Annotated in this window: 12 protein-coding genes; 6 read left to right on the forward strand and 6 right to left on the reverse strand. The window is 67.9% G+C overall.

What is annotated here, in order from left to right; all coding sequences use genetic code 11:
• Positions 1 to 29: 29 nt before the first annotated feature.
• On the reverse strand, positions 30 to 1,646 hold the full coding sequence (locus tag RIB52_RS04920; protein WP_350173517.1) for a lysine--tRNA ligase: 1,617 nt from the start codon (positions 1,644 to 1,646) through the stop codon (positions 30 to 32).
• A 458-nt stretch (positions 1,647 to 2,104) separates the two neighbouring features.
• On the opposite strand from RIB52_RS04920, the gene RIB52_RS04925 reads away from it, so the two are divergent.
• The 3 genes from RIB52_RS04925 to RIB52_RS04935 all read left to right on the forward strand — a co-directional run bounded on the left by RIB52_RS04925 (position 2,105) and on the right by RIB52_RS04935 (position 6,031).
• Positions 2,105 to 4,759 carry an ATP-dependent DNA helicase gene (locus RIB52_RS04925; protein WP_350173879.1) on the forward strand — a complete coding sequence of 885 codons (2,655 nt, stop codon included), beginning with the start codon at positions 2,105 to 2,107 and terminating at the stop codon, positions 4,757 to 4,759.
• A complete protein-coding gene (locus tag RIB52_RS04930; protein WP_350173519.1) occupies positions 4,756 to 5,388 on the forward strand; it encodes a hypothetical protein in 633 nt (210 codons plus the stop codon). Before RIB52_RS04925 ends, RIB52_RS04930 begins: the two co-directional genes overlap by 4 nt.
• Positions 5,389 to 5,491: 103 nt before the next feature.
• Positions 5,492 to 6,031 carry a SixA phosphatase family protein gene (locus RIB52_RS04935; protein ID WP_350173521.1) on the forward strand — a complete coding sequence of 180 codons (540 nt, stop codon included), beginning with the start codon at positions 5,492 to 5,494 and terminating at the stop codon, positions 6,029 to 6,031.
• Positions 6,032 to 6,035: 4 nt separating this feature from the next.
• Here RIB52_RS04935 and RIB52_RS04940 read toward each other — a convergent pair whose 3' ends face one another.
• The 3 genes from RIB52_RS04940 to RIB52_RS04950 form a co-directional block, all read right to left on the reverse strand.
• On the reverse strand, positions 6,036 to 6,665 hold the full coding sequence (locus RIB52_RS04940) for an SOS response-associated peptidase (protein WP_350173523.1): 630 nt from the start codon (positions 6,663 to 6,665) through the stop codon (positions 6,036 to 6,038).
• Entirely contained in the window at positions 6,665 to 7,579 is a 915-nt protein-coding gene (ubiA, locus tag RIB52_RS04945; RefSeq protein WP_350173525.1) for a 4-hydroxybenzoate octaprenyltransferase, read from the reverse strand. Before ubiA ends, RIB52_RS04940 begins: the two co-directional genes overlap by 1 nt.
• A gap of 254 nt (positions 7,580 to 7,833) precedes the next feature.
• Entirely contained in the window at positions 7,834 to 8,235 is a 402-nt protein-coding gene (locus RIB52_RS04950; protein ID WP_350173527.1) for a hypothetical protein, read from the reverse strand.
• A gap of 39 nt (positions 8,236 to 8,274) precedes the next feature.
• Here RIB52_RS04950 and RIB52_RS04955 point away from each other — a divergent pair, with 39 nt between their 5' ends.
• The 3 genes from RIB52_RS04955 (at position 8,275) to RIB52_RS04965 (ending at position 10,827) form a co-directional block, all read left to right on the forward strand.
• Complete coding sequence (locus RIB52_RS04955; protein WP_350173529.1) at positions 8,275 to 9,072, forward strand: 16S rRNA (uracil(1498)-N(3))-methyltransferase; 798 nt, start codon at positions 8,275 to 8,277, stop codon at positions 9,070 to 9,072.
• Positions 9,073 to 9,135: 63 nt separating this feature from the next.
• On the forward strand, positions 9,136 to 10,509 hold the full coding sequence (locus RIB52_RS04960; RefSeq protein ID WP_350173531.1) for a glutamate--cysteine ligase: 1,374 nt from the start codon (positions 9,136 to 9,138) through the stop codon (positions 10,507 to 10,509).
• A gap of 15 nt (positions 10,510 to 10,524) precedes the next feature.
• Complete coding sequence (locus tag RIB52_RS04965; RefSeq protein WP_350173533.1) at positions 10,525 to 10,827, forward strand: putative quinol monooxygenase; 303 nt, start codon at positions 10,525 to 10,527, stop codon at positions 10,825 to 10,827.
• A gap of 13 nt (positions 10,828 to 10,840) precedes the next feature.
• On the opposite strand, the gene RIB52_RS04970 is transcribed toward RIB52_RS04965, so the two are convergent.
• The gene (locus RIB52_RS04970) at positions 10,841 to 12,271 is read right to left on the reverse strand and encodes a methyltransferase family protein (RefSeq protein WP_350173535.1); all 1,431 of its coding nucleotides are present in this window, start codon (positions 12,269 to 12,271) and stop codon (positions 10,841 to 10,843) included.
• A gap of 69 nt (positions 12,272 to 12,340) precedes the next feature.
• Positions 12,341 to 13,678 carry a PQQ-binding-like beta-propeller repeat protein gene (locus RIB52_RS04975; protein WP_502879477.1) on the reverse strand — a complete coding sequence of 446 codons (1,338 nt, stop codon included), beginning with the start codon at positions 13,676 to 13,678 and terminating at the stop codon, positions 12,341 to 12,343.
• Between the last annotated feature and the right edge of the window lie 150 nt (positions 13,679 to 13,828).

A 13,828-nucleotide genomic window follows, 5' to 3' on the forward strand; every position in this document is an offset into this window, starting at 1 on the left:
CCCCGCCTATGCGGGGACTCACGACGACTTCACGCCCGGTCCAATGCCTCGGCGATGAGCTTCCTCGTCGGCTCGATCCCGTAGAGCGCGATGAAGCTGCCCATGCGCGGGCCCTGCGCGGAGCCGAGCAGCGTCTGGTAGAGCGCCTGGAACCAGTCCCTCAGGCTCGCAAAACCGAATTCCTCGCGCTTGCCGATCTCGTAGACGATGGTCTGCAGGTCCTCGGCCGCCATGTCCGGCGGGACCGCGGCCAGCTCCGCATCGAGCGCGCGCAGCGCCTCCGCCTCGCCGGGCGTCGGCGCGCGCTTGACCAGCGTGGGGGCCACGAAATCGCGGTTGTAGGCGAGCGCCTTGTCGACGAGGAGATCGAGCGCCGGGTGCGCGGCCGGGTCCGCGTCCTCGATGTAGTTCGCAAGATAGGACCACACCGCCTCCCGGCTGCCTTCGGCCCCCAGCACGCCGACGAGGTTCAGCAGCAGGCTGAAGGGCACCGGCAGCTTGTCGCCCGCACCGGGCGCATCGGGCCCGTCCACCGCCGCGTTCGCGCGCAGGAGGTGCCAGACCGGGTTGCCGAGCTGCTTGTCCAGTTCCTGCTCGGGCAGCTTTTCGCGGAACTGCCAGTAATCGTCGATCGCCTTGGGTATCACGCCCGCGTGCAGCTGCTTCGCGCTCTTGGGATTGGCGAAGATGTAGAAGCCGAGGCTCTCCTCGCTGCCATATTGCAGCCATTCCTCGATCGACAGGCCATTGCCCTTGCTCTTCGAAATCTTCTCGCCTCGTGCATCGAGGAAAAGCTCGTAGATCAGCCCTTCGGGCTTCCTGCCGCCCAGCACCCGCGCGATCCTGCCCGACTGCACGCCGCTATCGGTCAGGTCCTTGCCATACATCTCGTAATCGACGCCGAGTTCGACCCAGCGCATCGCCCAGTCGACCTTCCACTGGCACTTGGCCCTGCCGCCCAGCGCGCTCTGTTCGACCGCTTGCCCGTCCTCGTCTGTGAAGCGGATCACGCCGCCTTGCGCATCCACCACCTCGATCGGCACCTGCAGCACCGCGCCCGTCGTCGGGCTGATCGGCATGATCGGGGAATAGGTCTTGCGCCGCTCCTCGCCGAGCGTGGGGAGCATGATCTCCATGATCGCGTCGAACCCCTTGAGGACCTTGCGAATCCCCTCGTCGAAGGCCCCCGAATTGTAGCGTTCGGAAGAACTCACGAATTCGTAGTCGAAACCGAAACGGTCGAGAAATTCGCGCAAGCGCGCATTGTTGTGGTGGGCGAAGCTTTCATGGCTACCGAAGGGATCGGGAATGCGCGACAGCGGCTTGCCGAGATGCTTGCTGAGCATCTCGCGATTGGGCACGTTGTCCGGAACCTTGCGCAGCCCGTCGAGGTCGTCGCTGAAGGCAACCAGCCGCGTCGGCGCGCCGCCGGTCAGCGCCTCGTAGGCGCGCCGGACCAGCGTCGTCCTCAGCACTTCCTGGAAAGTCCCGATATGCGGCAGGCCCGATGGGCCATAGCCGGTTTCGAACAGGACGGGCGCGTCCTTGCCGTCCTTCAGCCGTTTGGCAAGGCGCTGGGCCTCCTGGAACGGCCAAGCCTTGGAGCTGCGTGCGGCGGCGAGAAAATCGTCTGTCGTGGTGGTCATGGTGCCCGGCCTATCAGGCAAGAGAAGCGCCCATGCAAGCGGGGATGCAAGCAGGGATGCAAGCGGGGATCGCGCGGCTGGACGCTGCGCAAAGGTGACAAAGGTGACACCCTGTCAACTTTGCAGCACGCCGCTTTCTCTCGTTTCGTCAACGACTTGCCCCCCGAAACCGCGCGCGGACGGACAGGGGGAGAGGGCCTTGTTCGGCGGCCATGGGGCGAAAGGGCGAGGGTCATTCTCCCTCCTAGGTCGCACAGCGCCTGTAGGACAGGGCCGCGCGAAAGCCTGCGCGCACCGCGTTTACTTTCGCGCGCCCCTGCCCCATCTTGCGCGGCGTGACGGTCCCCTCCACCGCCCCCGCCCCGCTGCCGCTGCCCGCGCTCCATGCCAGCCATGGCGGCAATTGGCTGCGCCCGGCGAATGGCGAAACGGAAGCGGTGTCGAAGGGCGATGCGATCATGGCCGCCGCCGACACGCCGGTCCTGCTCCTGAATGCGCCGCTGGTAGCGAACCGGCTGGGCTATCCCGACTTGTCCGGGCTCGACCTGCTCGAAGCCTTCGCCTTCGTCCATCCGGCGCGTTTCTGCGTGCCGACCGCGCGCGGGCTGGCCGAAGCGCTGGGGATGGAGCCGCCGCAGGGCGATGCCGAGGTCCCCGAATTCCTCCAGCGCGCCGCCGGGGCCCTGTGCGCGGCGTGCGAGGACCCCGAATGGTTCGAGCGCGCCGGCGCGTGGAGCGCGCTGCAATCGCTCGAACGGCTGCGCTGGCCGTGGGCGCAGGTGCTCCGCCCCCACATCGCCCGGCCCGAACGCGCCGAGAAATGGCTCTTTTCCGCGCTTCCCGAATGGGAGGAGGCGGGCGAGCGCGCGCCCCCGCGGCAGGTCGAACTGCGGGACGAGGCGGTGCTCGCAAGGCTCGACGAACTGACCGGCGAAGGCGCGGAGAAACGCGAGGGCCAGCGCACCTATGCCCGCGACGCAGCGCGCATCTTCGCCCCGCGCGACCGCCGCGAAGTGCCGCATGTCGCGCTGTCCCAGGCGGGCACGGGCATCGGCAAGACGCTCGGCTATCTCGCCCCCGCCTCGGCCTGGGCGGAAAGCTCGGGCGGGACGGTGTGGGTGTCGACCTTCACCAAGAACCTGCAGCGCCAGTTGCGCAGCGAAAGCAGGCGAGCATGGCCGCTCAAACGCCCGGACGGCTCGCCGCCCGTGGTGGTGCGCAAGGGGCGGGAAAATTACCTCTGCCTGCTCAATCTCGAAGACGCGCTGCAGGGCGGCTTTGCCGGGCGTCCCGCGATCCTGGCGCAACTGGTCGCGCGCTGGGCCTCCTTCACCCGCGACGGCGACATGATCGGCGGCGACTTGCCCGGCTGGCTCGGCACGCTGTTCCGCAAGCGGGGCATCGCGGCGCTGACCGACCAGCGCGGCGAATGCGTCTATGCCGGCTGCCCGCACTACCGCAAATGCTTCATCGAAAGGGTCGGGCGGGAGAGCGCCAGGGCCGATCTCGTCATCGCCAATCACGCGCTGGTGATGATCAACGCCGCGCGCGGCCGCGACCATGCCCAGCGCCCCACCCGCCTGATTTTCGACGAAGGCCACCACGTCTTCGAGGCGGCGGATTCGACCTTTGCCGCGACGCTTTCGGGGCAGGAAGCGATCGAGCTTCGCCGCTGGATCATCGGCCCGGAAAAAAAGGCGCGCGGGCGCAGGCGCGGCCTCTCGGCGCGGCTCGCCGATGTCGCGAGCTATGACGAGGCGGGCGGCGAAGCGATCGAAGCGGCGAGCGAAGCGGGCAAGCTGCTGCCCGCCGATGGCTGGCTCCAACGTCTGACCGAAGGCGAACCGAAAGGCCCGCTCGAGCGATTGCTCTTCGCGGTCCGCGCCGCCACCTATGCCCGCGACGAATCAGGCGGGCAGGAAGCGGGCTATGGCATCGAGACGGAGGCATCGGGCCTTCCGGGCGAGGTGATCGAGGCGGCGGGCGCGGCGCAAGAGGCGCTGGCGAACATTCGCGCCCCGCTGATCCGGCTGGCCGGCAGGCTGGAGGCGATCCTCGCCGATCCGCCCGATTGGCTCGATGCGCAGGGGCGCGCGCGGATCGAGGGGGCGCGGCACTCGCTGTCGTGGCGCATCGACCTGCTCGCCGCCTGGGGCGCCCTGCTGGACCGGCTCGGCGGGCCGGCCGATCCCGAATTCGTCGACTGGCTGGCGGTCGACCGCAACGATGCGCGGGAATTCGACGTCGCGATCCACCGCCGCTGGCTCGACCCGATGAAACCCTTTGCCCGCACCGTGCTCGAACCCGCCCATGGCGTGATGCTGACCAGTGCGACGCTGACCGACCGGATTGGCGCGCAACCGGGCGATCCCTGGGAAAGCGCGATTGCCCGTTCGGGCGCGGCGCATGTCGATTGCACTCCGATGCTGACCAGCGCCGACAGCCCGTTCGATTACGCCACCCGCGCCGAGGTCCTGATCGTCACTGATATCAGGAAGGGCGACCTGCCCGCGCTCGCGGGAGCCTATGCCCGGATCATCGAGGCCTCGGACGGCGGTGTGCTCGGCCTGTTCACCGCGATCCGCCGGATGCGCGCGGTGCATGGACGCATCGCCGACCGGCTCGCGCGTGAAGGCCTGCCGCTCTATGCCCAGCATGTCGACCCGATCGACACGGGCACGCTGGTCGACATTTTTCGCGACGATCCGCGCGCCAGCCTGCTCGGCACCGATGCGCTGCGCGACGGCGTAGACGTGCCCGGCCGGTCCCTGCGCTGCGTCGCGCTCGAGGCCGTGCCCTGGCCGCGGCCCGATATTCTCCACAAGGCGCGCCGCGCCGCGGCGGCCGAGGCGGGCGGATCGGGCAGCCAGTATGACGACCGCATCATCCGCGCCCGGCTCGCCCAGGCTTTCGGGCGGCTGATCAGGGGCAAGGACGATATGGGCCATTTCGTCGTCCTCTCGCCCGCTTTCCCCTCCCGCCTGCTCTCCGCCTTTCCCCAGGGCACCGCGATCCGCCGGGTGACGCTGGACGAAGCGCTGGCGCGGATCGCGGCAGGGCTGGTCGGGCCGGACGAAGCAGCGCATGGGGCAAGCGAGGAGGCGCGCGCATGATCGGCGAATTCGACAGCCTGTTGCGAGTCGTTGCGATCGGCGCGTGGCTCGTCCTGCTCGCGCAATATGCAGGCATCGCAATGCGCGCCGAGCTGCGCCTGCCGCTTGCGCTGATCGCGCTGGCGAATATCGCGGGGATGCTGGCGGGAGGCGGGCTGCTATTGGCCGCGAGTGCGGGGGAGAGCGCGGTCCTCGCGCTCGCGGCCTTCGCGCCCTTCGCCGCCTGGCTCGCCGTGCTGCGGCTGATCGGGCAGGGTCCCGAACTGCGCACCGCGATCGTCGCCGCTCTCGCAGTGGCGGCGACATGGGCCACGGCGCGCTATGCCGGCCCGGCGGGTGAGCCCGCCTTCTACGCCCTGCGCGTGCTGTCCTTTCTCCTGGCCGCCGATATCCTGCGCGCCGCGATTGTCGGGCGCGCGCGTGACCATGTGCCCGAACGCCGCGCCCTGCGCGGCTGGCTTGCCCCGCTCGCCGCCATGCAGGCGGGCCTGCCCGTGCTCGTCGAGATGATCGCGGGGACCGCCATGCTTCCCGCTTCGTTCTCGCTCGCCCAGGCTGCTCTCACCATGGCGCTTGCCGTGATGCTCGCGCTCGCCCTTTTCACGCCCGAACGCGTATTGCTCGACTGAAGGGACGGTCCTTTCCCTTTACAGTGCCCGCGCGCTCGTGTTGGAGGAATGCGGCTTTCGGAGAAGATGCCGGACGCCGAAGCAAAGGAGCGCTGGAGGGGTCATGAAGCTGCTCGGATTGCTGCGCCATGCCAAGTCCGACTGGGGCGATGCCGATCTGCGCGATTTCGACCGCGGCCTGAACGAGCGCGGGCGACGCGGGGCGAAGATCATCGGCGCGCATATCCGCGATCACGGCACGAAATGGGACTCGCTGCTGGCGAGCCCGGCGGTGCGGGTCCGCGAAACGCTCGAAAGCGCGCTGCCGGACATGCAAGCGGTCTTCGATACGCGGCTCTACCTCGCCAGTTTCGACACCATCCTCGAAGCGCTGCAGGCCCATGCCGCCAAAGCGGCGCCGGAACCGCGCGCCGTGCTGGTGTCCGGCCACAATCCGGGCCTGCAGGAGCTGATCCTCGAGCTCGTCTCACCGAGCCACGAGACCGACCTGTTCCGGGAGGCCGCGATCAAGTTTCCGACCGCAGCCTATGCGATCCTCGAATGCCCGGTGGATTCATGGGCGGACCTGCGCCCCCGCACCGCGAAGCTCGCCCATTTCGCGCGGCCGCGCGATCTCGATCCGGAACTCGGGCCGCAGCGCTAGAAGATCACAGCAGGCTCTTCTGCGTCCCCCGGCCCCTGACCCAGCTTTCATCGGTGCGCTCGATCGCGATGTCGCCGCCCCATGCCCGGCACAGCGCCTTCGCCTCTTCGGGCGAACCCTCGACCCATCTCGCGTAGTCACCGGGTGCGAGGAGCACGGGCATGCGGGTGTGAACATCCCCCGCCGCGCTTCCTGAGCTGTCCGTCATCACCATCGAATAGCACGCGCCCCATTCCTCGCTTTCCCGCCAAACGCCTGCGGCTGCGAAAAGCGGGGGGTCGGGCAGGGAGAGCCAGGTGCGGGTCTTGGCCCCTTTCGGCCCTTCCGCCTCGGCCCAGGCGGTTACAGGCACGAGACAGCGCCGCTCGGCGAAGGAATGGCGCCAGAAAAAGCTGTCCAGCTTGTCGGTGCGGCAATTGTTGACCGGCTTGGGCTTGAGCGGCTGGCCGCTCTTGCCCTTCATCACCAGCGGAAAGCCCCACACCATGGGCCGCACCCGCCGCTCGGCAACGACAAGGCCGGGATAGCCGGGATAGACCTCTTCGCCGAAATTGGCCCCGCCGGCCGCATCGATCGCATCGAACCAGGCGGCGACTTCGTCCACGTTCTTGGTCATGCGGTAGAGATTGCACATCAGGCGAACCCGACCACGAAACACGCCGCCGCCATCAACCCGCCGGCCCAGCGGTTCGAGCGGAAGCGTTCGAGCGGGTTCGCGGGATCGTCCCCGTCGAGCGTCGCCACCTGCCAGGCGAGATGACCCGCCACGGGCAGCAGCGCGGCGAGCGCCAGCGGGTCGGGCCGGTAGAGCCAGAAACCCAGCGCCCACAGGCCGATGGTCGCGGCATAGAAGCCCGCGATCCCGGCATGGACCCGCGCGCCCATGGCAAGCGCAGAGCTCCTGATGCCGACCAGCGCATCGTCCTCGCGGTCCTGCAGGGCGTAGATCGTGTCATAGCCGATAACCCAGCAGATGCACCCGGCATAGATCGCTCCGATCGCGTCCCAGTGGTCGAATCTGAGCTGCGTCCAGCTCACCAGCAGCCCCCAGTTGAACACCATGCCGAGCCAGGCCTGCGGCCACCACGTGATGCGTTTCATGAAGGGATAGGCCGCGACGAGCGCGAGGCTGGCGAGCGCGATCGCCTGCGCCTCCCACCGCAATTGCAAAAGGACGGCGAGCCCGACGAGGCTCAGCGCGACGAGCCAGGTCCACGCCGTGCGCTTCGACACCCGCCCGCTCGCCACCGGCCTTGCCGCAGTGCGAGCGACGCTCGCATCGAGCCGGGCATCGACGATGTCGTTGTAGACGCAGCCCGCCCCGCGCATCGCGATGGCGCCAATCAGATAGAGGCCGAGCAGGATCGCCAGCACCTCCCACGGCGCGCCATATCCGCCCAGCAGGGTCCCGAAGGCGCAGGGCCAGAAAAGCAGCCACCACCCGATCGGCCGGTCGAACCGGGCCAGCTGGGCAAGGTCGCGCGGCAATTGCGGCAGGCGTTCGACCAGCCCGCGATGTTCGGAATCGGGAACGACATGCTCGCTCATGCGCCCTCCCTACACATTTGCCCCGAGGAGGCGAAGGCGGGAATGGGGCGAAAGTTCGGGGCTTCGTTCAGTAAATACAATCGGGGGAAGCCCTTCGCAGGCTTCGCGGGTTGGATTTGTCCTCGCCCGGTCCTTCACGAGTGTTTTTCCTGTCGGACTGGCCGTTCAGGCCCTTCCCGGAGCCGTTCTTGCCCCGTCCGTGTAGGATCGGGCCTCGCGCGAGATGCGCGCAGGCGTCGGCGCGACATGCCCGTTCATTCGATCGTCCGGCCCCGCGCGCGCTCTTCGGCCAGCGCCGCCCGCCAGCCGACGATCGCGGCGGCGAACATCACCACATTGCCAGCGAAATCGAGCATCCCGATGGATGTGAGCACAGGCACTTCGTAATGGAAATACCAGTTGAACACGAAGAACGGGATCAGCAGCACGGCGTAGAGCGCGAAGGTGTGCGAGGTCCATTGCGATGCCAGCGCCACCATTCCGAACAGCACCGCCTGCGCCCCGAAACAGGCAAGCGCAAAGCGGGTGAGGAAGGCATCGGTGCGGTAGGCTTCGGTCACGGCGAGAGCGATGACGCTGGCGGGCGCGACCAGCGCCCAGCCGCCCAGGACCAGGAAAACGGCAGCGATGAGGAACTGGCAGAACCGGGCGATCATGCCTTGCTCCCTAGTGTGCCGCGCGCCTAATGGGAAGCCATGTCCGCAACCCCCGCCCCCCGTATCCCGGCCTGGCCTCCGAAAAGCGCCCCGCGCCTGTTCGTCGACCCCGCGCTTGCCGCAGGCGAGCGGCGCGTGATCGAGGGGAACCCGGCGCATTACCTCGCCCGCGTCATGCGCGTGGGCGAAGGCGATGCCGTCATCTTGTGCGACGATGAAACCGGCGAGTGGGCCGCGCGTGTCGCCGACGTGGACAAGCGCAGCGTCACGCTCGAAGTCGCCGAGCGCCTGCGCCCCCGCGAGGACGTGCCCGACCTGTGGCTCTGCCCGGCGCTGCTGAAGAAGGACCGTTTCGACCTCGTGCTCGAAAAGGCGACCGAACTGGGCGCCGCGCACATCCGGCCGGTCCTCATGCGCCGCTGCGTCGCCGACAAGCTCAATGGGACCCGCGCCCGCACCATCGTGACCGAAGCGGCCGAACAATGCGCGCGCACAGCCCTGCCAGAGCTTGCCGAGCCGGTGACGCTCGACGCGCTGCTCGCCGAATGGCCCGAAAGCCGCGCCCTCTTCTTCGCCGATGAGGACGGGGGCGAACCCGCCGCCGACGCCTTCTGTTACCATGACGGCCCCGCCGCCATCCTGATCGGCCCCGAGGGCGGCTTCGACGAGGCCGAGCGCGCGGCCATTCGCGCGCATCCCGCCGCGCGCCCCATTTCGCTCGGCCCGCGCATCCTGCGCGGCGAAACGGCGGCGATCGCCGCGCTCAGCGTGTGGATGGCCGAGGCGGGCGACTGGCTGCCAGAAACAACACCGGGCGACTGGCCCGAGAGCGAATAGGCTTCGCAAATAACGCTTCCCACACACAATCCGGTTTTCTAGGGCAACGCTTCGGGAGAGCCCATGAGCACACGCGAAACGTCCAGCGCCGAGGAACCGTTCATCGATGGGATCGACGATCTCGTCGCGCCCATGATCCGAGGCGAGAAGCCAGAGGCCGATTGGCGCATCGGGACCGAACACGAGAAATTCGTCTACAAGCGCGACGATTTCCGCGCCCCGTCCTATGGCGAGGAAGGCGGTATCCGCGACATCTTGATGAGCCTGACCGAATTCGGCTGGGAGCCTGTCGAGGAAGGCGGAAACGTCATCGCGATGCGCGGCGCGGACGGCACGGTCAGTCTCGAGCCCGCAGGCCAGCTCGAATTGTCGGGCGCGCCGCTTGAAAACCTGCACCAGACCTGCGCCGAAACCGGCCGCCATCTCGACCAGGTGAAACAGGTCGGCGAGGCCTGCGGCGTGTCCTATCTCGGCCTTGGCATGTGGCCCGACAAGACCCGTGCAGAACTGCCGGTCATGCCCAAGGGCCGCTATGGGATCATGATGCGGCATATGCCGCGCGTAGGCGATCTCGGGCTCGACATGATGCTGCGGACCTGCACGATCCAGGTCAATCTCGACTATTCATCCGAAGCGGACATGGTGCGCAAATTCCGCGTCGGCCTCGCGCTGCAACCGCTGGCGACCGCCCTGTTCGCCAATTCGCCGTTCACCGAAGGCAAGCCCAACGGGTACCTTTCCTATCGCAGCCATATCTGGTCCGACACCGATCCGCACCGCACGGGCATGCTGCCTTTCGTGTTCGAGGACGGCTTCGGCTATGAACGCTGGGCGGAATACATGCTCGACGTGCCGATGTATTTCGTCTTTCGTGACGGCAGATATATCGACGCTGCGGGGCTGTCCTTCCGCGATTTCCTCGAAGGCAAGCTGTCGGTCCTGCCCGGCGAGCGGCCGACGGCGAGCGACTGGTGGGATCACCTCTCGACCGCCTTTCCCGAAGTGCGCCTGAAGAGCTTTCTCGAAATGCGCGGGGCGGACGGGGGCCCGTGGAGCCGGATTTGCGCCCTGCCCGCGCTGTGGGTCGGCCTGCTTTACGACCAGGGCGCGCTCGATGCGGCGTGGGACATCGTCAAGGACTGGTCGATGGAGGAACGCGAGCGGCTGCGCAGCGAGGTTCCGAAGCTCGCGCTCGACACCGGGCTGCCCGGCGGCAAGGGCACGATGCAAGACCTTGGGCGCGAGGTGCTGAAAATCGCGCATGGCGGGCTTGCGGCGCGCGCGCGGCTCAATTCGAGCGGCGACAACGAGACGGGCTTTCTGGAAACGCTGGACGAAATCGTCGCCACCGGCAAGGTCCCCGCCCAGCGCCTGCTCGATGCCTATGAGGGCGAATGGGGCGGGGATATTTCGCGGGTCTACAAGTATTCGTTCTGAACGGAGGGAGAGGCAATGCTGATCGTGCTGGCGAAAGCCAAGGTCGGGGACGGCGCGCTGGAAGCCGCGCGCGAGGCGATCGCGGCGATGGTCGAGGCATCCAACGCGGAGGAAGGCTGCATCGAATACAGCTTCACCGTGGACGTGCTCGATCCCGGTGTGCTGCGCATCGTCGAGAAATGGCGCGATGAAGCCGCGCTCGCGGCCCATTTCGCAACCCCTCACATGGCCGCCTTCGGCAAGGCGATCGCCGGGCTGGATGTAGAGATCATCGAGGCGACCAAGTATGAGGCCGGAGAGGGCGCGCCGGTGATGTAGGCGGTGATGCGAGCTATTCGGCGGGCTCGGCCAGAGCGCCCCGCCCGCCGCTGCCGCGACCGAGACCGCGCCCGAGGCCGCGCATCAGCCGGGATAGCGGCGCGGTGACAAGGCCGCGCTGTTCCATCCAGGCATGGTATTCGCGGTATTTCGCATCCTCGGCCAGCAGGTGCGCTTCTTCTGTCTTGGCGCGCCAGTAATAGATCGCGTTTACCACCACCAGGAACACCGTGTTGCGGATCGCATCGGCGGCGGAATTGCTGGTGACGAGGAAGGGCATGACGGTGAACCACCAGAACAGGTTCTTCGACAGATAGGCCGGGTGGCGGGTGAAGCGATAGGGCCCGTTCGTCAGGACGCCGCGATAGGTGAGGTTGGAAAAGCGGATGCCGAAAGCGACCGTCGCCCAGGCATAGACGAGCGTTAAGCCCACGATGATCGCCGCCCACAGCCACAGCAGCGCCGGCTGGCCTTCGAGCCAGTAGCCCCAGCCCGCGACATTGCGCTCGTAGGAAAGGATCTGGTTGGAATTGCCGATGATCCCCCACACGAAAGGCGGGTAGCAAATCAGCGCCGCGATCCACCCGCCGAGCAGCGGATTGCCCGAACGGATATGCGCATCGAGCGGGCGCAGGGTGAACAGATATCCCACCGTCCCGATCTGCACATCGACCACGAACAGCAGCGCGACGAGGATCATGGCCAGCTCGACCGGATTGCCGAGCAACTGGGCGGGCTGCGCCTCGACCACCTGCGCGAACCCGCCGGGCAGGATCGAGATCATGAAAGCGCCGAAAAAGCCCTTGATCGCCCAGGCGCGGGCGTGCTTCGCGATCTGGCCGCGCTCCCACCCTGCGCGCCCGGCGATCATCGCGCCCACGTGCCAGGTCGAATCGCGCGGCGAAACCATGAAACGGTCGAGCCACAGGACGTAAGGGACCGACAGCGCCATCAGCGGGATCAGCGCGGCGGCGAGCACTTCCATCGCGAAGAGATAGGAGCCGTCCCAGTACCAGCGGCACAGGCCGTAAAGCGCGGCGAGCGCGGCGAAGGTCGCCCACAGGCCGATCAGCTTGACGAGGCTGGTCGGCCAGGTTTCGGCGAGCGGGCGGGCGAGCGACCAGTCGAGCCCGGTCGAAGGGCGCAGGTGAACCTTGTCGACTAGGACCGACCATGCCGCCATCGGCCCCGCGGTGAAGACCATCGCGGCGAGCGCGGCATAGGGGCCCGACAGCACGCCGCGCTCCGGCGACAATTCGCCCGTCAGGCCGAGCGTGTCGGCGATCTGCGGATAGCTGCGGCACACCAGGATCCACACCGCAAGGCCGAGCAGCCCGGCCAGTCCCACGCCGGCCGAAACGTCGCTTTCGGGCAGGCGTGCGGGGGCGCCCGTCGTGCTTTCGGGCGGGCGCGCGGGCGCGTGCGGGGCGGAATCGGCGCTCATCAGGCGGCCAGCCATAGCGCGAAGTGGTTAACGACCCGCTCAGACCGGCGCGCGCCCCGCGCGCGCGGCCTATTTCCAGGCGTGCACCGTTCCGCTGTCGTCGAGCACGTATAGGAAGCCGTCGGCGACGATCGGCGGCAGGCTCACGGGTTCGTCGATGTCGGCGAACATCTGCGCCGAACCTTCGGCCGTCGAGACGCGCCAGATCTCCCCGCGCGAGCTTGCCACCCATAGATGCCCGCCCGCGAGCACCGGCCCGGTCCAGAAGATCGGGTCCTTCTTCTTCTTCTCGTTGCGATATTGCTGCAGCTGGGTGATCCAGCGCACCCGCCCGCTCGACCGGGCGATGGCCAGCAGGCGCGCATCGTCGGTCAGCGTGAAGATCCACTCTCCCGCGATCGCCGGGGTGGAAATGCCCGCCAGCGTCAGCTCCCAGATGCGCTGCCCGGTGACGAGTTCGTAGGCCGCCATGCGCCCGCCCTGCCCCAGCGCATAGACGCGGCCCGAATCGATGATCGGATCGGCATCGATATCGCTGAGCGAGGAAACCTGGGTCGAGATATTGGTGCGCGCCAGCGCGTCGGCCCAGAGCGGCCGCCCGTTCTCGTAGCGATAGGCCGACAATTCGCCCGAGGAATAGCCCGCGATCACCGTGCCCTGCCCGGCCGCCGGAGCCGCCACGCCGAACACGCCCGATTGCGTCGCCGAACCCGATTCGTCCCACAGCAATTCGCCGTTGCGCGCATCGAGGGCGAGGATCTGGTTGTCCTGCGTCATGACATAGACCTGCCCGAAGGCGATGGTCGGAGAGCCGCGCAGGGGCCCGGCGGGTTTCACCTTCCACAAAAGTTCGCCGGTCTCGGCGTTCTTGGCCTTGACCTCGCCGACGCCATTAGTGGCGTAGAGGATGCCGTTATCGTAGCTCACCCCGCCACCGAATGCCGAATTGCGCAGGTTGTCCGCCATTTCGTCTTCGGCCCGGGTCCAGGCGGTCGCGCCGGTTGCGTGGTCGAAGGCATGGATCACGCCCTCGGTGTCCTCGACATAGAGCAGCCCGCCGCCCACCACCGGCGCAGCGGCGAGCCGCCGGCGTTCGTTCGCCCCCGCGATCTTGGCGGTCCAGCGCTTGGTCGGCATGTCCTCGATGGCGAGATGGCCGTAGCTCTTGCTCGCCGAGCCACCGACCTGCGGCCAGCTCTCATTGGCGCGCGCGGGTGGCAGCACCACGCTTACGCCTGCAAGGTCGGGATCGACGCTGGTCCCGCGTTCGATCCGCGAGAGGATCGGCATGCGCTCGCCCACCGTGGGCGTGGTCTTCTCATCGCCGCCGAACAGGCCGCCGCTGCACCCTGACAGCCCTGCCGCCAGCGCGCCTGCGAGGATCGCGCCCCTGATTGCCGTTTTCATCATGTACCGTCCGTTCGTTTCATCACCGAGGGCAGAACCCTTGCCGTTTGCCGGGGCCGTCCCTCCGGCAGACATTGCGGCCGATCCCCCATGCCGCGCCACCTGCCCACCAAGGGTTTTCGATCCGCCCCCCTTGTCATGCGTCGTCGA

Origin of the sequence: Erythrobacter sp. (assembly GCF_040217515.1) — a bacterium.
Lineage (GTDB): Bacteria > Pseudomonadota > Alphaproteobacteria > Sphingomonadales > Sphingomonadaceae > Erythrobacter.